We start from the raw sequence: 23,429 nt of genomic DNA, 5'->3' as shown, positions 1-23,429 counted from the left end.
TATGAAAAACGGTAGTCTATTGAGAGGTATCTGCTTTGGTTTGGTATTACTGATAAACCTACCTTTAACGGCAAGGGGTACCGAACCAAAACCGAAAAAGAAAAAACCACGAAATGTAATTTTTATTCTAACCGATGACCACCGGTATGATTACATGGGATTTACCGGCAAGGTCCCTTGGCTCGAGACACCCCATATGGATCGCCTGGCAGCCGAAGGAGCTTATTTGCCCAATGCGTTTGTCACTACCTCGCTATGTTCCCCGAGCCGTGCCTCGATTTTGACGGGTCAGTTTTCCCATTCGCATACCATTATAGACAATCAAGCCCCCGACCCTGGAAACCTCACCTATTTCCCGGAAAATCTGGAGAAAGCCGGTTATCAGACCGGTTTCTTTGGAAAATGGCATATGGGTGACCATGGTGACGATCCCCAACCAGGATTTACCCATTGGGAGAGCTTTCCCGGACAGGGGGTCTATTACAACCCTACCTTAAATATCAACGGGAAAAGAGTGTCTTATAAGGATTCCACCTATATCACCGACTTGTTGACCGAGCATGCGGTCGATTGGTTGGAAAAACGAGATAAAAAGAAACCGTTCTTTTTGTATTTGTCCCATAAAGCGGTACATGCGGGATTTCAGCCCGCAAGGCGACATAAAGGAAAATATAAGGGCAAAAAAATTAGCCTCCCCGTAACCTATGATCAGACCAAGACTGGAAAATATCGTGATTTAAAATGGCCACAATGGGTTGCCGACCAACGAATAAGCTGGCACGGAGTTGATTATATGTACCACGATAATCGCGACATACACGAAATGGTGGTCGACTACTGCGAAACCTTATTAGGTGTGGACGAAAGCATTGGTACCGTCATGGACTATCTTAAAAAGGAGGGTCTGGATGAATCGACATTGGTGATTTACATGGGGGATAACGGCTTTAGTTGGGGAGAACACGGTTTGATAGACAAGAGACATTTTTACGAAGAATCGGTGAAAGTTCCCCTATTGGTTCGATGTCCGGAGCTTTTCGAGGGAGGGATTTCTCCCGCGCAAATGGTTCAGAACATCGATATTGGCCCCACTGTTTTGGCGGAGGCCGGAGTGAAGCAACCCGAAAATATGCCCGGCGTGTCCTTTATTCCGATTTTGACGGGTGATACCGATGCAAAGGTACGTAAGGAAATATTCTATGAGTATTATTGGGAATACGATTTTCCCATGACTCCTACGGTATTCGGAATGCGCAATGATAAATACAAATACATCAGGTATCATGGGATATGGGATAGAAATGAATTATACGACCTTGAAAACGATCCCGACGAAATGTATAATTTGATTGCCGACCCTGACAAACAGGAGTTGATTAAATCGATGTCAACGGCCATCTATGACTGGCTGGAAGAGACCAAAGGAATGAACATCCCTTTAAAACGCACCATAAAATACCGGTTTGGTGATTATAAGCATCAGAACGAATATTAGTCGATTCCATGGTACCGGGAGGTCGGAGATGTCCTTTGCTGCTATCTATCCAAAGATCAGGGATCCGTTAAAGACTCTTGCCGGCTATTATGCGGGTCTCTTTACCGGTATTGTCAAAAAGCCGTATCTCTGTCGCCGTTATTGGTATTGTCATAGCGCGCCCGGATTGTGATTGAAAACTACTTCCCCAATAGAATTCGTTCAGGTTTTGCTGTCCATCCTCGTACTCTACCAAGGCCTTCACTTCGTTGGGTGCAATTTTTAGAATTCGCACTTTTTTATCATGTGCTCTTTCAAAAACTCTTAATGAGTCGTTGTTTTGGGAAGCGATGATTATGGGTCGCTCACTGGCCAAGCTCAGTGAAACCAAACTCTTGCCATTGCCTGGCACGAAAAAATGACTGTCTTCCAACACTACCGTTGAAAAGTCACCTTTCCCGTTGTTTCTAAGAACCAAACCGTTGAAGGCATCGGCCTTGCCCTGTTGTACTTCCATGCCAAATTCATTTCCGACCAATAGTAAATCCATATTCCCATCGCTATCAATATCCGTTGGCAAGATGCCATATACCGGTGCAAATTGCGCTTCCAATGGGAGCGAATGTATGCGAAAGGTACCATCTCCTAGGTTTTCAACCCAAGAACTGGTCATGTAGTTGAAAGTAAGTTTTGTGGCATCTTCCAACAAACCGTCGGAAAACATTTCCGGTAGGGTAGCGGCTCCAAATTCTCCGAAGGAGTTGAATTTCTTACGAATCCCGACATATTGTTTGGTGACATCTTGCCACGGATGGTACAGATATTCTTTCTTCGTACCAACGCTGTCCCGTAAATAATAGGAAATCAAGGGGTCGATACTCCCGTTTTCATCCAAATCCTTGGCGTATAATCGAACAGGCTCTTCACCATCACCCTTGAAATAAATATTCCTGCCATAATTCCCTGCTATATAGTCCGTGTCCCCGTCGTTGTCCAAGTCCGCTGCGGCCAAACTGTTCCACCATCCATGGGCATCATCGATACCGGTCCTGTCAGTGACCTCTACCAATTTTCCCATATTGTTTTGGAAGAAACGTAGGGGCATCCACTCCGTTGCCAGAACAAGGTCTGGCCAGGAATCATTGTTGAAATCGGTCCAGAGGGCATCGCTTACCATACCTGCGTACACCAGTTCCGAAGAAATCGATTCAGTAGCATCCACAAATTTGATACTTCCATTTTCGCTTTCATTACGTAGTAGAAAGCTTCTATCGGAAGATGGGTAGGAGAATGGGAGTACCCTGCTTCCGACAAAAAGGTCTAGATCGCCATCCTGGTCAAAATCGGCCGCTTTAACGGTAGAAGAATTCGCGGTAATTAACGGAATTGCATCGATTGCTTTGGTAAAATTTCCAATGCCGTCGTTTTGGTACAGTACGTCGGTATAAAAAGGATGACCAGCAGGGTATTGGCCACATCCCCTGGCGATGTACAGGTCGAGATCCCCGTCGTTGTCCGCATCAAAAAGTAAGGTTCCGGCATCTTCCTCCTCGAGGCCCTCCGAGGTCTTATAGGATACTTCCCGCTTTTCAAAAGCACCTTTTTCGGTCTGTAGCAACCATTTTTCCTGAAAACCACGGCTTGCGGCAACAAACAGGTCGTCTAGGTCATCTCCATTGACGTCTCCTACGGCAAGTGCCGGGCCGAATTGGGAGAACTTATGCGGGATGGTCGTCTGAAAATTAAAATCGATAAAATCGTAGTCGCCGACAAGATGTTGTAGGTTGTATTGTTCCGCAACTTCACGATAGATGGCTTCATTGTCAGCAGTCATTGTTGTTCCCTCTAAATTTCTGTTGGGATTGTAGCTAATCGCCAGTACCGTATCGACTTCTGTTTCACCGATGAGCTGCTCCGCACCATTGGGCCATCGAATTCGTATACTGTCAACTTGGGAAATAGTTCCCAATCCAAAATGCAACACCTGTTCCGGTTGTGACAAATACCCACGCCCGGACAACAGCGCCTTTTGTTGGATCATGTCGTTTGCGTAAACTTTGGCGGTAGCACCGACCGCGTTTCGGTTTTTATCAGGGCCCTGTAGCTTCAGCCGTAAATAAACTTGGTTGGGATACAGCTTTTCGCTGTGGTTTTCCAGTAATAGGGCAGGATCATTGATATTATTGATGACAAGATCTAAGTCCCCATCGTTGTCCAAATCCCCGTAAGCCGCACCGCTTGAGTAGGTGCCAAAATTGAGCCCCCATTCCTTGGTATGGTCTTGAAATTCAAGACCGCCGTTGTTTTTGAACACGAAGTTGGGAATCTTGATTTCGGGAATGGCCGCTATCAATTTTTCTTTGCTAAGCAATCGGCTCGCCGTGATTCGAAAATCCCCAAAATCACGATCCGTGACATCTTTGGGAAAACCGTTGGTTATAAGAAGGTCTTGCCATCCATCGTTGTTATAATCTCCGAACAATGGCGCCCAGCTCCAATCGGTCTCCTGCACGCCGGCCAACATCCCCACCTCGCTAAAAATAGGCAGCCCCGTTTCCGGGTTGGTCCCCATGTCTACCTGAAGGGTATTGCGGGCGTATTGATATTCATACCCATACTTTTCGGTAAAAATCTCTTTTTGGTAGTTGCTAGGCCCCTGAAACAATTTTTTTCGTTTGTTGTAGTAAGGCTGCATCTCGGTAGTATAAATATCCATACGGCCATTATTGTCTACATCAGCTACATCACTTCCCATAGAAGATAGGCTAAAGTGCTTAAAAATGGCTCCGGCACTATTCGTAAACGTACCGTCTTGATTGTTGACGTAGACCAAATCGTTACTCAAAAAATCGTTGGCTACATAGATATCCGGCCAGCTGTCCCCATTGAAGTCGTGTATTAAAGTACTGTGGCTATAACCGTGATAGCGAATACCTGCCTTCTCGGAAACATCTACAAATAGCTGATGGTCGAGACTATCACTAAACGTATTTTCGTACAATCGATCGCGACTGGGGGAAGTGCCATCATCATCCAAGGGTCTAAACTCTCCGGGATCAATATCATCGATACGGTTGACCCCAATGAACAGGTCTAAATCCCCATCCCTATCAAAATCAAAAAATTGGGCATGGGAGGAATAGCTATCGTCCGCTAGCCCATATTCTTGACCCATTTCCTTGAAAATGGGTATTCCTTCCTTGATTCCTTGATTAATGTACAGCAGATTGCGACGACGTACCGAATCCCGTCTAAAGGTATTGCAGACGTAGATATCCAAATTACCATCCGCATTGATATCTATTATCGATACGCCCGATGACCACATGAGGCTATCAGGTTTGTCAATATTCGCTAAAGCGGATATATCCTCAAAGTGTAAATTACCCTTGTTCAGAAATAGTTTGTTGGCCACTTGGTTGCCGGCAAAAAAAATGTCGTCGAGCCCGTCGTTGTTTACGTCACCCAATGCTACCCCAGCACCATTGTATACAAATTCGTTGTCGATGATGTTAATACTATCATTTTCGGTGAGCTGGTTGTTAAAGCGTAAACCGGATTCGGTTACGGCTACCTCGGAAAATAGGGTAGTAGGGGTTTTTTCACTGCACGCCCCCAATACCATAAGTAAAGGGACCAAGTAGGCCAAGTAACGCCTGAGGACAAATAGTTCAATTGAAGTCATGGGTTTTGGTTCGATTCAAATGTGTATCTACAAAGATGCGCGAACCTTGGGAAAGAAGCAAAAAAAAGCCGCCCGTAAGGCGGCTTTTAACTTCATAAGAAAGGAATTTATTAATATCCTGGATTCTGCGACAATACATCAGATCCCTGGATGTCGATCTGTGCTTGTGGAATAGGATAATACTCATTTTTACCAGCAGTAAAACTAGCTCCACCGAATTTGGTCACCAACAGCGTGGATTCGTACGCCAAATACGCATTGAGCTCCTCGGCTGCGACACCCCATCGAACCAAGTCGAAGAAACGATGGCCTTCGCCGGACAGTTCCAACTTACGCTCAAAACGCACTGCTTGTCTAGCGAATTCCTGACTAGGGAAGGCAGTATATTCGGCAATTTCATAGTTGGCCGCGTCGCTTCCATCGTCGTTTTTCACCCAGAATTCCGCATTGGCCGCCCTACGCCTTACCTGATTCACGTAGTCCAAGGCTTGGTCAAGATTCCCGAGTTCTACCTCGGCCTCGGCAGCCATTAAAAGAACATCTGCGTAGCGCATAATCATGTAGTTCATAGTGGCATAACCTCTAGTCCAAGAGCTACCATCGGTAAAGGTATTATCCTGACCTGCACGGTACACATATTTTTTAGGTGAATAAGGCCCCGCATACGGCTGACTACGAATCCAAGCTTTTCCAGGATGTGGTCCCCATCCCAAGTAGGGAATACCTCTTCGTCCTACAGAATGATCCAGACGAGGGTCTACCGGACCTGCATCAAGAGTAAAGGGATCACTGGTCTCTACACCATAGTCGTTGGCCAAGGGATCCTGATTGTAAGAACCGTCCAATAGTGGGAGACCTCCAGAGGTCCTAAATGAATTGGCCAACTCAAAACTAGGCTGGAAAAATCCGCAGCAGTTACCGGGACCATCAGGACCTGTGTTGTAAGGATAGTTAAGGTCATCGAAATAATTCGCATTCTGGGTGCTTCCTGTTTCGTTCGAGGATTCTACGTCCATCACCGCCTCGGCGTGGTTATCGTTTACCGCGTTGAACATTGCGGAATAATCATCCAACAAAGCATATTTTAATCCGTTGGAGGTGGTCCCATTGGCGATTACATCGTCAAACCAGGTCTTGGCCTCCGCCCATTTTTGTTGGAACAGTTTCGCCTTTCCCATATAGGCCGCAGCGGCCCATTTGTTCACCCGACCGGCTCCGTTATCCCCGGGCAGGTTATCATAGGCAAACTGAAAATCGGCTTCTATCTTATCCCATACGTCCGGTGTATTTGGAATCAAAGGGATATCGGTAGCAAGGGCAGTTTCATCAAAATAAGGAATGCTGTTAAAATGCTTCTTCAAGTCAAAATAGAAATGACCACGAAGCAACCTTGCCTCACCCGCAATGCGATTGGCGGTGGCTTCGGGGACTTCGGTTATGGCGAGTGTTGCCAGTACCTTATTCGCCCTACTTACCCCTTCATAGCGACCTCGCCAAAGGTTGTTTAAATCACCTTGGGTCGGATCGGCTTCGTAGCGCTGTACCGGATTGATACTAGAGTAGTCACCGGCATCCGTACCCTTATTGGCTTCACCGCCCATAATCGAACCGGTCACCCAGTGGTTCGGACCCTCAAATCGGTTTCCAAAGACGCCATTGACGGCGGCATAGGTTCCTATTAACAATCCTTCAATACCGTCAACGGTTTGAAGCTGTGCGTCCCCCAAGGAGCCCGTTGGGGCGACTTCGAGAAACTCATCACTACAGGAAACCCCCAACATGAGAACTCCCAGAGCAATGCCTGTAAACTTCTTGATTTTACTAATTGATTTCATAGTTTAATTTTTGTTGTAAATATATTGTTTTTTTTTGGTTTAAATATCACAAAACAATCCTATCCGCTTACAGACCTATGTTAAGGTTGAGCAAGTACGAGGGTGTTACCGGATAATTACCAACATCGACACCGAAACGGGTATCGGCATCACCCCCTACCACTGGGTCTAGACCACTGTAATTCGTGATGGTCCAAATATTATTGGCGGAAATCCCGAAATCCAATTTACTAAGGCCCAAGGCGTCTTTTATTTTGTCGTCAAAAGAATAGATCAAAGCAAGTCGTTGTAGCCTTACGTAATCACCATTCTCAACATACCAGGAGTTGGATGCTCCACTGGTACTTAAGTTCGAAACGCTTTCCCAAATGGGGGCTCCTGCGTTGTTCCCCAATTCAGGAGTCCAGGAGTTGAAGGCGGCCACGCCCTTTGCCGACCCTTCAAAGGTCCCAAAGAAATCCCTAAACCATTTTGATTGATTGAAAATCTCCACGCCGGTTACCCAGTTCCAATAGGTTTCCAAGGTAAGGTTTTTGTATTTCAAGTTCAAAACGGCCCCACCGCTATACTCGGCCACGGGATCGCCAAGATAGGTACGGTCGTCCGGGGTGATAACACCGTCCCCATTGATATCCGCATAGCGGAAACGTCCTAGTCCCTTACCGTCCTGATCAGGGGAATTGGCTACCTCTTGCTCGCTATTAAAGTAACCGATTACCTGATAACCGAAGAAGGAGGAGAGGGGTCTTCCCACTTGATTTCGGGTCGGTGCGATACCCCTGAAGGTACCTCCATCCAAGAACTCGATGCCGGGGGCAAATTCGACAACTTCGTTTTTAAGGAAGGAGTTGTTCAAGGTTACCTCAAAGGAAAGGTCTTCGGTGAAGTTGCCACGTCCAATGATTTGTACGTCAACCCCTCGATTCAACATAGAACCTACATTTACTGCTGGCGCAGCGGCGAAATTACCGGTAACACCTGCCAGGGGAACTTCGAAAAGAAGATCCTCGGTATCTTTCTTCCACCAGTCTAAGATAACCTCCAATTTGTCGTTAAAGAACGAAGCATCAAAACCGATATTTAAGGTAGTACTGGTTTCCCATTTTGCATCCGGATTACCGATGGTACTTGCGGCAAACCCTTCGTCGGCCCCACTGTTTTGCCCATTGATGGGATAAAAGGTATTACCCAGGTTGGAGGCAGCCAAGGTGAATTGATTGGTGGGTCGCACATTGTTGGAGTTCCCCATTTCTCCCCATCCACCGCGTATCTTGAGGTCGGTAATGAAGTCTTGATCCTGCATAAAAGGCTCCGCAATCACCCTCCAGGCACCGGAGACTGCCGGGAAAACCCCGTATCGATTGTTTTCACCAAATACGGAGGAACCATCCCGTCGTATCACCCCGGTCAGATAGTATTTCTCGTCAAAGTTGTAGTCCAACTTTCCAAAGAGGGAACTGAAGTTCACCCCTTTGAAAATAAAACTTTGAACTACAGGGCTTTGAACCGTTTGCAAGGAGACAAAGTCCAAGTCTGTAGAAAATGGGTTGATACCCGATCCCTGGATTCTTCGTCCCAGGGGAGGAGTTCTTGGGGAATCTGCCCCTTTAATTGCTTCGACACCACCCAGAAACTTGATCTTGTGCTTCCCAAACAATTTTTCATAGGTCAAAGTGTTGGTCCATATCCATTGAAAGCCGTATTGGTTGGCTTCGTTAAAAGAGAAACTTGCCTGAGGTTCCGAATCCCCTAGATATCTGAAGTTGTAATCCACCGAGTTAAACGTAAAGTACGAACCACCGATACTGGTTCGCAGTTCCAAACCATCGGCTGGTCGTACGGAAGCATAGAGATTTCCAAAGGTACTCACACTATAATTGTTGTCATTTCCTCTGTCCTGGACCAACCTTCGCACCGGGTTCCTTGGATTGTTGAACCCTGCCGCTCGGGTACTCGCATAGTTACCCAATTCGTCAAAAACGGGAATGATGGTCGGCATCCGGTAGGCGGAAAGAACCTCCGACTCATCATCCGAAATACCCAAACCTCCATTACCACCTTGTTGTCCGTTGACCGAATTATAGGTTACCTGTAAATTCTCCCCGACACTCAACCAAGGGGTTATGTCCCATTCCGAATTAAATCGAGCCGTATATCTGTTCTGTTCATTTTCCAACAAAATACCGGCTAGATTTTGCAAACTGAGGCCCATAAAAAATCGGCCATTCTCAGTACCTCCGTCAAAACCGATGCTGACACGGTTGGCAGGAGCGATTCTGGTGATTTCCTTATACCAGTTGGTCCCCGCTAGATTGGGTCGTATCAAGAAGGTGTTTTCAGGGTTTGCTTCAAAAGATGCTTGAATTTGAGCCAAATCTACAGTTCCATTGATCCCGTTAAGGGTTATATTATCACCATTGGCGTCTGTGTAAGAGGCATGTAGAAAATCCGGTAATACGGGAGTAGGATTCGAACCGTATTGCGGATGGGTATATTCTACCGGAACACCGTTGGCCGCTGCATTGTTTTCGTAGGCGATATGGGTATATCGGGCCATGTCCTGAGGGTTCAACATCTCTGGGGATCCACCGACATTGGGGTCGGTAACACCACTTTGTATGTTAATTGAAATTTTCGCTTTTCTACTCCCCTTACGTCCTTGCTTGGTGGTGTAAACGATTACACCGTTCGCCGCACGAGCACCGTAGATAGAGGCTGCTGCCGCATCTTTCAGTACTGCCGTGTTCTCAATATCGTCGGGGTTTAGGAAGTCGATGTTCAAGGTAGGCACACCGTCGACTACATATAAAGGTTCGTTACCGCCAAAGGCACCAAAACCACGAACCCTGATCTGGGAAGCGGTACCTGGTTGACCGTTTGTTACTACCGTAACCCCGGCCACACGACCTTGTAGCTGCTGTTCAACGTTTCCGGAAGGGATCGCTGCCAACTCCTCTGCCTTCACAATCGAGACCGCGGCAGTCGTTTCGCGCTTTGTTTCCGTTTGGTACCCAGTAACGATTACCTCATCGAGGGCGGCGGCATCTTCCTGCATCGTAGCGTTGACGGTAGAATTACCGTTTACGGGAACTTCCAAGGTCTGGAAACCCAAATAGCTGAATACCAGGGTGGCGTCACTTTCAGCCTCCAACGTATAGTTGCCATCGAAATCGGTTTGTGTACCAGTTGTGGTTCCTTTTACCAACACGTTGGCCCCCGCTAAGGGAACACCATCGGAATCGGTTACGGTACCCGTTATGGTCGTTTGGAAAATTGGATCCCCCTCGACCACTGTAAAATTAGTTTCCGGATTCGCAAAAGCAAGTTGCGCTCCCAAGCAAATCATCATCGACAAAAACCCAAATTTAAGCGAAGTAAACTTGCCTTTGGGCCTCAACGAATTGTAATCACGTTTTTGATTCATAATCCTTGTTGTTTGTTAGTTTAAATAATTCTTGATTAAGTTGGATTTTTTAAGCTATGGGCCTACATCCATCTGTTAAAAAAAACCAAATTTAGGTTAATAATAGCAAAATTATGTGAATTAAAAACACATAACTTCCAATATTTTATCATTAGACGACTCAAAAAAAATGTTCAAAATTTACGGAGGCAATCCTTCAAACCCCTGTTTCATTGGGATATGTGAAATTTTTCCACAAGAAATTTTACATATCCACAATCTTAATGAAATCACAACAGCGGTAAAAAATGTTACCAAAAGTATGTTAAATGAGTAGATTTTTTTGGACTACTACAACGTTTTAGAAGGTCTTTTTTTGTGAGAATTTTATGTTAATTTTTTATGATAATACCATAGGCGAACGAAAGGTTTTTACGTTCTATTTTTTGGCTGATCCATCATTGAAATGGGATGTGGTTTTGATGGGATAGAAAGTTCCTAAAAGTCTATTTAATTCGAATCAATTTTTGGGGTTTTACTTACTTTGATACAAGACAGGACCAAAAACCGATTTGCTGTTCGCGTGAAGAACAGGTATTGGTCGCCTCCCTCCTTGATGCGATATTTTTTACGGATTGTTGCTACGGTTTCGTGAAAATTACGGGTAGTGATGTTCGCTTTGGCACCCTCCCATTGCTTCAATGATTTTCTATTATAAGGAAATATGCTTTTTACTAAAAAAACCCTGCCGGGAAACCCTACCTGTTGTTTTGAGGTGTAAAGATGGGTGTTGGGATCTAGTTTGTACAGCCCGAATCGATTTCCAATGGTTTTAAAGGCTCCTGACTTCATTATGGCCGCGTTTGGTTCATATAAGTAGGTCATGGGTTCTGAAAAGACTGCTTCCGCACTCTTCTCCGATTCCCATTCAAACACAAAATTTTCCGGACCGTGTTTAGCGTAGTTAATGGTCCTGATTTTTGGTTTTCCTTCAAAACCTTTCTGTAGCACCCAGAGCAGTTCCCTTACTTCGTTTAGCACCGAAACAATATGAACTTCCTTGGCAAATTTCAGCGCATCTAGGGTTGTAGAAAGGTCTAATAGGGGTGAGGTCTTGATAAGTAAGTTATCCGATTTGGCAAAAAGCGCCTCTAAATGCGCTACGACATTTGGGGTGGAGTCCGATAGCAGGAACACTTTTCCTTTGGCGCCATGCCTTCTCGATGGGTCGATATATATCCAATCAAAGGATTTTTTTTGGTTCTTTAAAAAGTCCAATCCGTCCCCGGAAAAGATCGCTATGTTTTTCGCCCCCAACATTTCAAAATTATGCCTCGCAATCTTGGACAGCTCCAAATCTTTTTCGCAGTAAAAAACTTGTGCTATTTTCTGGCTAAAAAAATAGCAGTCGACCCCTAGGCCCCCGGTTAGATCGACCAACGTTTTTCCGCTTATAATTTCTGCCTTGTACCGGGCCGTAATTTCCGAGGAGGTTTGTTCGATGTTCAGTTTTTTGGGGTAGTAAATATTCGAGGTTCGGAACCAGGTGGGGAGCTTTGTCCGACACTTTTCTTTGGCTTCCAATTGTTGAGCCAGTTCTTGATTGGAAATACCTTCGAAAATGGGTTTTTTAAATAAAACTGACAGGATGTCACCTTTATAATTTTTGTTTATAAAATCTTGTAAATCAGATTTTAAAATATTATTATTCAAAGTAATACTATAAATTTTGGGTCAGGGATTTCACCAACTTGTTTTCTGCTAGAAATTCTTTTAAAATTACCTTGATCGCGGTATATCCTGGTACCGCGACAATCATTCCCACGACTCCAAAAAGCAATCCGGCAATGATGATTATCAAAAAGATTTCAAGTGGGTGCGACTTTACACTACTGGAAAAAATCAGCGGTTGGGAGGCAAAATTATCGACTATCTGGCCGATGGCCAAACCAATCAAAACGTATCCCGCTTTCGGCAGGATTACCGAGCTAAAATCCATTCCCAGAAAACTGGTCATTGTTAAGATAATCATGATAACCCCACCAATGATCGGGCCAACATAGGGGATGATATTGAAAAGGGCGCAAAGAAAAGCGATTACAATAGCATTTTCCACGCCAACAATCAATAAGGTGATGGTATATATAACGAACAATACAAATATCTGTAGCAATAGCCCTACAAAGTATCGCGACAACAGATTATTGATTTTGTCGATAGACTTTACCGTACCGGCCTCTTTGTTATTGGGGACAAACATTAAGAGGCCATTTTGAAACAATTTGCTATCCTTTAGGAAAAAAAATGAAATAAACAGGACCGAGAATAAACCGATGCTTGCCGAGCTTAAAATATCTAGAAAAGAGTTGAGAAAGTTTGGAATAAATCCGATGTCGAGGCCTTCCAAAATATTCTTTTCGATTTCCGTTTCCTGTATCAGCTCGGTTACCACCCTGGGTGAGGCCCCTATATATTCCGTAATTTGCCGGTAAAGCTGATCTAAGTTCTTTTGCAATGCATCGATGTTCAAAAGCGATAGATTTTTGCCCTGTTCTGAAATAAGCGGCACGAAGAGAGCAATAATTCCCGCTAGGACCCCGACCATTAATAGCATGGTACATATTACTGCCAAGGTGTTGGGGAATTTGAGTTTTCGTCTTAAAAAAAGTACCACGGGTCTTCCGATCAAGGCGATGACCGCTGCAATTGCCAAGTAAGCAAGGACGGATTGAATTTTATATAGAAAATAAAGCACCAATGCGATGCCCACTATAATGCCTAGGGCCCTAAGGATGCCCTTAGAAATGGTTTGTGCGGTCATTTTGATGAAATTTGGTTAGTTTTTGAACACATAGGAGATAATGTTGGCTCCCATTTTAAGCGCTTTTTCGCGCACCTCTTCCGAATCGTTATGTACGGCCGGATCTTCCCAGCCATCACCTAAATCACTTTCATAGGTAAATAGCAGTACCATTCGATTTTCATGAAACAGGCCAAGTGCTTGCGGCCGCTTACCATCGTGCTCATGTATTTTCGGCAGTCCATCCGGAAAGTTGAACTCCTGTTTAAAAATCGGGTGGTCAGCTCCAATCTCAACCAATTCCTTGTCCGGAAATACTTTTGGCAGTTCTTTTCTAAGATAGGGTTCCATGCCGTAATTATCATCGATGTGCAAAAAACCTCCGGATAATAGATATGTACGGAGGTTTTTGGCCTCCTCTTCGCTAAAAACGACGTTCCCATGGCCTGTCATGTGCAAAAAAGGATATTGAAAGATAGTACTGCTTCCAACAGCGACATTCTCTGTGTTTTCATCGATTTGAGTTCCGATATTGGCATTGCAAAACCGTATGAGATTGGGTAGTGCGGTCGGGTTTGAATACCAATCACCACCACCATTATATTTCAAGATTGCAATTTCTTGAGCCAGTAGGTCAAAAGTGTTGAAATAAACAAAAAGCAAAAAGACGATTGTAAGCTGTTTCATAGTCTACCGTACTAAGCAGGTACATTTTCAAAAATACTAATAATCATGTTCAAAAAGGGTATCGTTGGGACATTTGTTCTCACCGTATTGGCCACCTTGGCCTTCAAAAACAGCTGGGATTCCTATGGGTCTTCAATCGTGGTACAGTCCGAAGCGGAAGAGACTTTATATGATCCCTTTGTAGTCCTGGAACTTTTTACCTCACAGGGGTGTTCGAGCTGCCCGGCCGCCGATATTTTGTTGCAAAAAGTGAAGCACGAAAACCCTGACCGTGTCTTCACCCTCTCCTACCATATCGATTATTGGAACTATATAGGATGGAACGATCCATTCAGTAAGGCCGAGCATACCCTGAGACAAAGCGACTACAACAGAAAGCTCGGTTATCACGGCAACTACACTCCGGAAATTGTGGTGAACGGTAAGGAGCACTTTGTAGGTTCGGATGTTTCAAAAATGAATTGGGTCCTTGAAACTTTCCGGAATGAAAAAACAACCAATGCGATAACGATTACCGATGTTCGGACGAAAGACGGACGGATTAGCTATTGCTACGAAGTTAAAGGCCCCTTTGAAAATAAAAAAGTACGGGCGGTCATCGTTCTTGATCAACGTATTACCGAGGTAAAACGGGGAGAAAACCGCAATCGGCGCGTCACGAACAGTAATATCGTAGTTCACGAGCGGCTATCACAGCTTGCACGACCCGTCGGAACCGCTTTTATAAAATTGCCCCGGATCGTTCAGAAGAACGAGAAGATATTCTTGGTAGTTTTGGTAGAAAATGAAGAAAAAGATATCACCGCAGCGGCTCAAATCGATTTAAAAATTTGATACTGCCGATTTTGACCTAATTTCGTTGGTGTTTTGGTAGCTGCAGCCGTTTCCTATCTAGCCGTTGTTTATCATATTGACCATAGTACAAGCCACCACTGCTGCGGTCTCGGTTCGTAAACGGCTTTTCCCCAAAGAAACGGGTAGAAACCCCTTTTCGTAGGCCAGTTGTATTTCTCGACGTGAAAAATCGCCCTCGGGCCCAATGAGAATGGTTAAGTCCTTATCCGGTGCAACACGTCTTTTCAGCTCCAGCCGCTCCTCCTCTTCACAATGGGCAATAAACAGCAATCCGTGATGCGGTTGTTCAAGAAATTCTTCAAAAGTCGTTGCTTCGTTCAACTTGGGGAGATAGGTACGAAGACTTTGTTTCATGGCCGACTGGATTATCTTTTCAAGTCTTTCGGGTTTAACCGTTTTCCGTTCCGAACGTTCACAAATGATAGGGGTTATCTCATCAACACCGATTTCGGTAGCCTTTTCCAAAAACCATTCGTAGCGTTCGCCCGTTTTTGTAGGTGCAACGGCCATGTGTAGGGAATGCATAGGGCGATGCCGCTTTTCTGTAGAAGCGATTTCGACTTTGCATTTCTTGCCATTTGCTTCTATGATTTTGACATCGAACAACCATCCCCTTCCGTTGGTGATATACAACCGGTCTCCTTCTTTCTTTCGGAGCACGCGTACGATGTGTTTGCTTTCCTCGGGACCAAAAGTAAATTCCGGGGCATCGTCATCAATATCGGCACTGTAAAATAATTGCATCGTTAGAAATTTAGGGGTTTTCTAGTATCCGCTAGTGTCATCATACTAATTTCGTTTTCCTACCAGTCGCATTTAACGATTATTGGTCTACAGGTAGTATCGGGCCTTTGCGCTGATGCGTTGATTGGAAAATTCACTCTTTTTATATTTCAAATACCCCACGATACCGATCATAGCGGCATTGTCGGTGCAATATTCAAATTTTGGTATATAGGTGCGCCAGCCCATGGTAATTTCCATTTTTTCCAATGTGCTCCGTATACCCGAATTGGCCGATACCCCCCCGCCGATGGCAACTTCCTTAATCCCGGTTTGTTTTACGGCTTTTTCCAACTTATCCATTAAAATGGCAATGATCGTATGTTGTATAGAGGCGCATAGGTCGTTCAAATGCTCTTTGATAAAATTAGGATTTTTCTTGGTCTCCCGCTGTATGAAGTATAAAATGCTGGTCTTTAGGCCACTGAAACTAAAATTCAACCCTTCTACTTTGGGTCTTGGAAAATCAAATGCCAAAGGGTTGCCCAATTGGGCATATTTGTCCACCAAAGGTCCCCCCGGATAGGGGAGGCCCATTAATTTGGCGCTTTTGTCAAACGCTTCCCCCACGGCATCGTCCAACGTCTGCCCCAATATTTCCATATCGAAATAATCATTTACCTGCACGATTTGGGTGTGCCCGCCACTGATGGTCATGGCCAAAAAAGGAAATGAGGGCGGTGTGCTTTTGCCATCCTCGATGAAATGGGCCAATATGTGCGCCTGCATGTGATTCACCTCGATTAACGGAATCCCTAGTCCGAGGGAAAGCGACTTGGCGAATGAGGTGCCTACCAACAAAGATCCCATGAGCCCCGGACCTCTTGTAAAAGCTATGGCCGATACTAGTTTTTTGTCGATATTTGCGGTAGCCAAGGCTTGGTGAACTACGGGAACGATGTTCTGCTGGTGTGCCCGAGAGGCCAATTCCGGTACAACACCTCCGTATTCCTCATGAATTTTTTGGGTTGAAACGATATTGCTCAACACCTTTCTGTCCTTGAGAACAGCTGCTGAAGTATCATCACAGGAAGATTCTATGGCAAGAATGTAAATAGTTTCGTTTTTCACCCGTTTTGGAATAAAAATTGAAAGCTCAAAGGTAAAACATACCGCCCTATCAAAAAATTGAAAAAAATATTGATTCGAACACTTCTGGTGATTTTGCTCATCTGTGTTTTAGGGACTTTAGTACTCTCCTTGCCAATAGTACAGACTCAATTGGCCCAATATGCGACAAAATCGATCAATAAGGAGTTCGGGACCAATATCAACATCGATAGACTTCGTGTTTCGCTTATTTCATGGGATACTGCGCTAAAGGGAGTATACATTGAGGATTTTAGACAAGATACCTTGTTCTATGTGAATGAATTGACTACTTCTATCCTAAGTGTACGTAATTTGGTCAATGGTAAACTGGAGTTTGGGGATATTGATGTAGAAGAACTCGATTTTAAATTGAAGACCTACAAAGACAGTACCGGCACCAATTTGGAAGTATTCATCGACAAGTTGGACGATGGAAAACCTAGAAAGCCGGGAACACCTCCTTTCTTTTTCTCCTCGGCGAAATTAAACGTAGCAAAAAGTACGTTCAAATTAATCGATGAAAATTTAGAGCGACCCGAAACTCTCAACTTTAAGGATTTGAGTATCAAAGCTTCGGACTTTCAAATTTTAGGTCCTGAGGTAACCACGGGCATCGATGCAATGTCGTTTAATAGCAGTCGCGGTATCCGTGTCGAAAATTTAATGACCGATTTCAAGTATACCAAACAACAAATGCGTTTTGATTCCCTGGCCATTCAGACACCCGGTTCGGTATTGAATGGTGGTCTCATCTTTAATTACGAGCGAAAAGACTTTGCTGATTTTCTGAATAAAGTTAAAGTTGACGCTAGTTTTAATGAATCGAAAGTTGCCTTCGATGAGGTGAACTTATTGTACGACCAGTTCGGAAAGGGCAAGGAAGTTTCGTTTTCTTCCGACTTTAACGGCGTTTTGAACGATTTAAATTTGGAGAATCTTTTTCTCCAGTCCGATAACACCGGCATACGGGGCGATTTCAATTTCAAGAACCTCTTTGTAAAAAGCCAGCCTTTTTCAATGCAGGCAAAAATGAAAAACGTCACCTCCAGTTACTATCAATTAAACGCATTGATGCCGAATATTTTGGGGAAATCGTTACCTCCTTCCATATTCAGGAAATTGGGACAATTTACGATTCGGGGAGATGCCTTGGTGACCGAAACTTCCATCAACGCCAAGATTAACGTAAATACCGCTATCGGTAGTAGTTACGCCGATATGGAGCTTACCAATATCAACAATATCGATGAGGCGGCCTACAAAGGCTTCGTTTCGTTGATAGACTTTGATTTGGGCGATTTTGCTGAAAACAAGCGTTTGGGAAAAACTACCCTTGATTTTAATGTGGAAGGGAAAAGCTTTCTAACAAAGAGCCTGAATACCGAAGTGATAGGGGAGGTATACTCGATTGTTTTCAATGATTATGAATATAATAATCTCAAGGTCTCGGGAATACTAAAGGAACAGTTGTTCGACGGAAGTTTGGTCAGCAACGATGAAAACCTACAGTTTAATTTTAAGGGGTTGGCAGATTTTGGGGCTGACCAAAACAACTTTAATTTTATCGCGGCAGTAGACTATGCCGACCTTAAAAAACTGAACTTTATCAACGATAGTGTATCGATTTTCAAGGGTAATGTGAATATGGATGTTATCGGCAATACCCTCGATAATCTTATAGGTGACATCAAATTCACCAAAACCAATTTCCAGAACAAGAACGACACCTATTACTTTGAGGATTTCGAGATTTCCTCCCGATTTGAGAACGATTCCACCAGAGTCATCAATATCAATTCACCGGATATTATAACAGGTTTTTTACGGGGTAATTTCAAAGTGAAGGAGTTGGGGAGGCTCGTACAGAATTCATTAGGGAGTATTTATACGAATTACCGTCCGTTTGAGATTTCCGGTGGTCAGACCTTGGCCTTTAATTTTAAGATATACAATAAAATTGTGGGTGTTTTTTTTCCCGAAGTCCGGTTTGATCCCAATACCTTTATAAGAGGAAATATCATAGCCGATGAAGGGGATTTTAAGCTTACTTTCAAATCCCCAAGCATTGAAGCGTATGGCTCCAAAGCTGACAATATCGATGTTCAAATCGACAATAAGAACCCGCTGTTCAATACTTTTGTGGCGGTGGGCGATTTATCGAACCCCTACTACGATGTAAAGGATTTTAATATCATTAATACCACCTTGAAAGATACCTTGTTCTTTCGTGCTGAATTCAATGGAGGCAGTGAGTACAATGATGTGTACAACCTTAACTTCTACCATACTTTCAACAAGGCCAACAAATCGGTCATTGGCTTGAAAAAATCGGATGTCAGCTTTAAGGGGAACGAATGGATACTCAACAAGGACAACAATAACCAGAACAAAGTGATCATCAACCGAAATTTGGATAGCCTGAGCATCCAAGAGATCGTGATGAACAACAATGAACAGGAGCAGATAAGGCTTCGGGGACAATTGGCCGACTCGACCTTTAAGGACCTTCAGTTGGAATTTAAGATCGTTTCCCTGGAGAAAATCACACCCGCTATCGATAGTTTGCGTTTGGAAGGGGAGGTAAACGGGACACTGAATGTATTCCAGAAAGATGGTGTTTACCTGCCTTCCTCCAATCTTAACGTGGCTGATTTTTCAATCAACGAAATGCGCATGGGAGACCTTGCAGTAAGTATTGCGGGAAACCGGGATCTTACCGATTTTGTGGTCAATTCACAGATTACGGATAAGGGATTCGAGAAAATGGGTGTAGTCGGTAATATTCGCAATACGGGCGATATGCCGACGGCAGATCTTCTGGTAAATTTCAATGACTTTGATTTGGAACCTTTTAATCCACTTGGGGAAGGGGTTATCGATAATATACGCGGTGACCTAAGTGGAAATGCCAGAATCAAGGGTCGGGTCGACAATCCTGAATTTAGCGGAATACTTACCTTGGACAATGCCGGAATAGCCATTCCTTATTTGAACGTTGATTACAGTTTTGCTCCCAATTCAAGAGTGAATCTCATTGATCAGACCTTCGATTTCGATCGAATTGCCATCACCGACGTTGCCGAACGCACCAGGGCCACTTTAGACGGTACCATTTCCCATAGCTACTTCTCGAATTGGACCTTGGATCTCAACGTGAATACCAACAATGATCGACTGTTGATTCTCAATACTCCCTTTGAGGAAGAGGCTTTGTATTACGGTACCGGGTTTTTGAAAGGTACCGGGCGCATTTACGGGCCGACCCAGGCTTTGAATATCGATGTAAAAGGTGAAACGGCCAGGGGTACGTCGCTAAAGATACCTTTAAGCGATGTGGCCAGTGTGGGCGATTATTCCTTTATAAATTTTATTGACAAAAATACAATCGGGGATATCGAGGTGAAGCGTACCTTGGAAGATGTACAGGGGCTGGAGCTTGAATTCGATTTGGATATCACCCCTGACGCGGAGGTCCAGATCGTGACGGATACGGAGACGGGCAGTACGTTGACAGGGACTGGTGAGGGACCCTTGTTGATGCGGATCAATACTTTGGGCGACTTCCAAATGTGGGGAGACTTTGTGGTTGTAACGGGAGAGTACAACTATCGGTTCGGCGGTGTGGTGAACAAAACCTTTCAAGTAAAGCCGGGTGGAACTATCAATTGGTTGGGAGAGCCCTTAGGCGCCCAGTTGGATATGGAAGCCGTTTATAGTCTACAGGCGAATCCCTCGCCCTTATTGGTGGGCGGTAATTATACAAGACAGATTCCTGTAGACGTCGTCATCAAATTGACCGAAGAATTGCAAAACCCAGGAATCGATTTCAATATCGAATTTCCCGGGGCCAACTCCATTATTCAGTCAGAACTGGAATACAGTCTGCAGGATCCAACGGTGGAAGAACGAAATGCGATATTCCTATTGGCCCAAGGTTCCTTTGCAAGCCAACAGGGAGGAATCAATCAACAAACGGTCACGGGAAATTTGCTGCAATCAGCTTCGGGGCTTTTCAATTCCCTACTGAGCGGTGATAACGATAAGTTCAATTTTGGGGTTTCCTATGTGCAAGGTGATGTATTGACCGATACAAGGGCAGAGGACAGGCTGGGGGTTACGGTATCGTCTAGGATAAGTGACCGACTTTTATTCAATGGGAAGGTCGGGGTGCCGGTGGGCGCCGCGGGTACCACTGTGGTAGCAGGGGATTTTGAGATTCAATTGTTGTTGAACGAAGAAGGAACCATTAGTGCAAAGTTTTTTAGTCGTGAGAGCGAAATTCAAGAGTTTTTGGCAGAACGTATCGGTTCTACTCAGGGTATAGGACTTTCCTACGAGGTAGATTTTGACAGTTTTAAAGAGCTTTTCAGAAAAGTCGTTGGAAAGAAAAGGGAGGAACCCCAAGAGGAAGAACCGCCAAAACCCGAACCCACCCAGGCGACCGTCATGGGAAATGACAGTCTCATTCGAATACTTCCTAAGACAAAAGGATTAAAATGACTATAACAAAAACGAACCCGATCGTTATTTTTTTGCCGTTGGGAGATGGCTTTTGTTCGCAAACGTTTTCGATGTCGGTTTTTGATCAAAAGTGCTAATAGAAGCTGAAATCATATTTCATATGTACTGCACATAAACTTCTGAAATACAAATTTTTACATTTATAATGTTATTCGTTTTACGACCACATGGATTATTGATTGTTGGGTTTTTGGGTATGCTGGGACATTGCTAAAATTAGGGCGTTTACAATTCATAATTTGAAATAAGTTTGCTAATATTGCAGCTTACATTTTTTTGATGGGGTCAGCGATAAAAAAAATTGGAGTTTTCACCTCTGGAGGCGATTCTCCCGGTATGAACGCGGCGATACGATCGGTTGTTCGCACCTGCGCTTATTTAAAGGTTGATTGCGTCGCTATTTATAGGGGTTACCAAGGTATGATCGAAGGTGATTTCAAACCGATGGATGCCCGAAGCGTCAACAACATTATCAACAAGGGGGGTACGATACTAAAATCGGCAAGATGCGACGACTTTCGTACGTATGAAGGTAGAAAAAGGGCCCATGAGCAATTGTTAAACGCGGGCATAGATGCTTTTGTGGTCATTGGTGGGGACGGGAGTTTCACCGGGGCGATGATCTTTAACCAAGAGTTCAATTTTCCCGTGATTGGTATTCCAGGCACTATCGATAATGATATTTTTGGCACTACCTTTACCCTAGGTTTTGATACCGCTTTGAATACGGTGGTAGATGCCATCGACAAAATTCGGGATACGGCAAGCTCCCATAACCGATTATTTTTTATCGAGGTCATGGGAAGGGATGTCGGGCACATCGCACTGAATGCCGGTGTGGGTGCCGGAGCCGAGGAAATTTTGATACCTGAGGAAAACTTAGGGTTGGATAGGCTGCTCGAATCATTGAAACGCAGTAAAAAATCTGGAAAATCATCGAGTATTGTTATCGTTGCCGAAGGGGACAAAACGGGTAAAAATGTATTTGAATTAAAGGAATACGTAGAGGAACATCTTCCCATTTATGATGTTCGAGTTTCTGTTTTAGGCCATATGCAACGAGGTGGATCACCCTCTTGTTACGATAGGGTGCTGGCCAGTAGGATGGGGGTCAAAGCGGTTGAATCCTTGTTAGAGGGCAAGACCAACCTAATGGTCGGAGTACAGGATAACAGACTTATCCTTACCCCCATCAACAAGGCAATCAAAGGGCATACAAAAATTGATAAGGAACTCATAAGGGTTTCGGAAATAATGACAACATAATAATAAATCTAAAAACGAAAGAAGATGTCAAAATTGAACATAGGAATCAATGGTTTTGGAAGAATTGGTAGAATGGTTTTTCGCTCTACGGTACGAAGAGATGATGTAGATGTGGTAGCGATCAACGATCTTTTGGATGTGAACCATCTGGCATATTTATTGAAATACGACTCGGTACATGGTCATTTCGATGGTACGGTGGAAGTACAGGACGGTCACTTGGTAGTCAACGGGAAGACGGTACGAATTACTGCGGAACGTGACCCCAAAAATTTGGCGTGGGATGCCGTCGGGGCCGATATCGTTGCAGAATGTACCGGTATTTTTACGACGCTGGAAATGGCACAATACCACATAGACGGAGGTGCGAAGAAAGTGGTAATTTCAGCACCTTCAAAAGATGCCCCAATGTTTGTAATGGGTGTAAATCACAAAGAGGTAAAGGCATCCGATACCATCGTTTCCAACGCCTCCTGTACTACTAACTGTCTGGCTCCTTTGGCAAAAGTGCTGAATGATGCTTACGGAATCGAAGAGGCTTTGATGACCACGGTTCATGCCACTACGGCCACGCAGATGACCGTGGATGGTCCCTCCAAGAAAGATTGGAGAGGCGGCAGAAGTGCCATGCTCAACATCATTCCGGCATCGACTGGTGCTGCGAAGGCCGTTACGAAGGTAATCCCTGAATTGGTCGGTAAACTAACGGGAATGGCCTTTAGGGTGCCCACTGCTGACGTCTCCGTGGTTGATTTGACAGTTCGTCTCGAAAAAGAAACCTCCTATGAAGACATAAAAAAAACCTTCAAGGCAGCCTCTGAAGGGGAGTTGAAGGGTATTTTGGGATATACCGAGGAGGCAGTGGTCTCACAGGATTTTATAGGAGACCCTCGAACCAGTATTTTTGATGCGGGTGCAGGAATCGAATTGAATTCCAAATTCTTTAAGATCATATCATGGTATGACAATGAAGCCGGTTACTCACACAAGTTGGTAGATTTGGCGCAGTATGTGAACAGCTTATAAAA

13 protein-coding genes are annotated in these 23,429 nt (G+C 44.4%); 5 read left to right on the top strand and 8 right to left on the bottom strand.

Features of this window, described 5'->3' with window-relative positions:
- Window position 1: 1 nt before the first annotated feature.
- Entirely contained in the window at window positions 2–1,495 is a 1,494-nt protein-coding gene (locus FK220_RS17310; protein ID WP_152575617.1) for a sulfatase family protein, read from the top strand.
- Window positions 1,496–1,562: 67 nt separating this feature from the next.
- On the opposite strand, the gene FK220_RS17305 is transcribed toward FK220_RS17310, so the two are convergent.
- From FK220_RS17305 to FK220_RS17280, 6 genes are all read right to left on the bottom strand, one after another.
- Entirely contained in the window at window positions 1,563–5,159 is a 3,597-nt protein-coding gene (locus FK220_RS17305; RefSeq protein WP_152575616.1) for an FG-GAP-like repeat-containing protein, read from the bottom strand.
- A 110-nt stretch (window positions 5,160–5,269) separates the two neighbouring features.
- A complete protein-coding gene (locus FK220_RS17300) occupies window positions 5,270–6,994 on the bottom strand; it encodes a RagB/SusD family nutrient uptake outer membrane protein (protein WP_152575615.1) in 1,725 nt (574 codons plus the stop codon).
- A 67-nt stretch (window positions 6,995–7,061) separates the two neighbouring features.
- The gene (locus FK220_RS17295; RefSeq protein ID WP_152575614.1) at window positions 7,062–10,418 is read right to left on the bottom strand and encodes a SusC/RagA family TonB-linked outer membrane protein; all 3,357 of its coding nucleotides are present in this window, start codon (window positions 10,416–10,418) and stop codon (window positions 7,062–7,064) included.
- A gap of 489 nt (window positions 10,419–10,907) precedes the next feature.
- A complete protein-coding gene (locus FK220_RS17290) occupies window positions 10,908–12,110 on the bottom strand; it encodes a class I SAM-dependent methyltransferase (protein ID WP_152575613.1) in 1,203 nt (400 codons plus the stop codon).
- Between the two features lie 7 nt (window positions 12,111–12,117).
- Window positions 12,118–13,218, bottom strand: a complete 1,101-nt coding sequence (locus FK220_RS17285; RefSeq protein WP_152575612.1) for an AI-2E family transporter — start codon at window positions 13,216–13,218, stop codon at window positions 12,118–12,120.
- Between the two features lie 15 nt (window positions 13,219–13,233).
- On the bottom strand, window positions 13,234–13,884 hold the full coding sequence (locus FK220_RS17280) for a DUF4159 domain-containing protein (protein ID WP_152575611.1): 651 nt from the start codon (window positions 13,882–13,884) through the stop codon (window positions 13,234–13,236).
- 45 nt (window positions 13,885–13,929) lie between these two features.
- Between FK220_RS17280 and FK220_RS17275 the strand changes: the two genes are divergently transcribed.
- Window positions 13,930–14,718 carry a DUF1223 domain-containing protein gene (locus FK220_RS17275; protein ID WP_152575610.1) on the top strand — a complete coding sequence of 263 codons (789 nt, stop codon included), beginning with the start codon at window positions 13,930–13,932 and terminating at the stop codon, window positions 14,716–14,718.
- A 57-nt stretch (window positions 14,719–14,775) separates the two neighbouring features.
- Here the strand turns inward: FK220_RS17275 and FK220_RS17270 are convergent, their stop codons facing one another.
- Both FK220_RS17270 and tsaD read right to left on the bottom strand, forming a co-directional pair.
- Window positions 14,776–15,483 carry a 16S rRNA (uracil(1498)-N(3))-methyltransferase gene (locus FK220_RS17270; RefSeq protein WP_152575609.1) on the bottom strand — a complete coding sequence of 236 codons (708 nt, stop codon included), beginning with the start codon at window positions 15,481–15,483 and terminating at the stop codon, window positions 14,776–14,778.
- Between the two features lie 87 nt (window positions 15,484–15,570).
- Window positions 15,571–16,593, bottom strand: coding sequence for a tRNA (adenosine(37)-N6)-threonylcarbamoyltransferase complex transferase subunit TsaD (tsaD, locus tag FK220_RS17265; RefSeq protein ID WP_152575608.1), 1,023 nt, complete (start codon window positions 16,591–16,593; stop codon window positions 15,571–15,573).
- Between the two features lie 57 nt (window positions 16,594–16,650).
- On the opposite strand from tsaD, the gene FK220_RS17260 reads away from it, so the two are divergent.
- From FK220_RS17260 to gap, 3 genes are all read left to right on the top strand, one after another.
- Window positions 16,651–21,114 (top strand): translocation/assembly module TamB domain-containing protein, encoded by a 4,464-nt coding sequence (locus FK220_RS17260; RefSeq protein WP_238719089.1) that lies wholly within the window; start codon window positions 16,651–16,653, stop codon window positions 21,112–21,114.
- A 300-nt stretch (window positions 21,115–21,414) separates the two neighbouring features.
- The gene (gene pfkA / locus FK220_RS17255; RefSeq protein ID WP_152575607.1) at window positions 21,415–22,401 is read left to right on the top strand and encodes a 6-phosphofructokinase; all 987 of its coding nucleotides are present in this window, start codon (window positions 21,415–21,417) and stop codon (window positions 22,399–22,401) included.
- 24 nt (window positions 22,402–22,425) lie between these two features.
- A complete protein-coding gene (gap, locus tag FK220_RS17250) occupies window positions 22,426–23,427 on the top strand; it encodes a type I glyceraldehyde-3-phosphate dehydrogenase (protein WP_152575606.1) in 1,002 nt (333 codons plus the stop codon).
- Window positions 23,428–23,429: the final 2 nt, after the last annotated feature.

It is taken from the genome of Pelagihabitans pacificus (genome assembly GCF_009371985.2).
GTDB classification, from domain to species: domain Bacteria; phylum Bacteroidota; class Bacteroidia; order Flavobacteriales; family Flavobacteriaceae; genus Pelagihabitans; species Pelagihabitans pacificus.
Note: the sequence above shows the minus strand (reverse complement) of the source record. Positions and strands in the feature narration are given on the sequence as shown.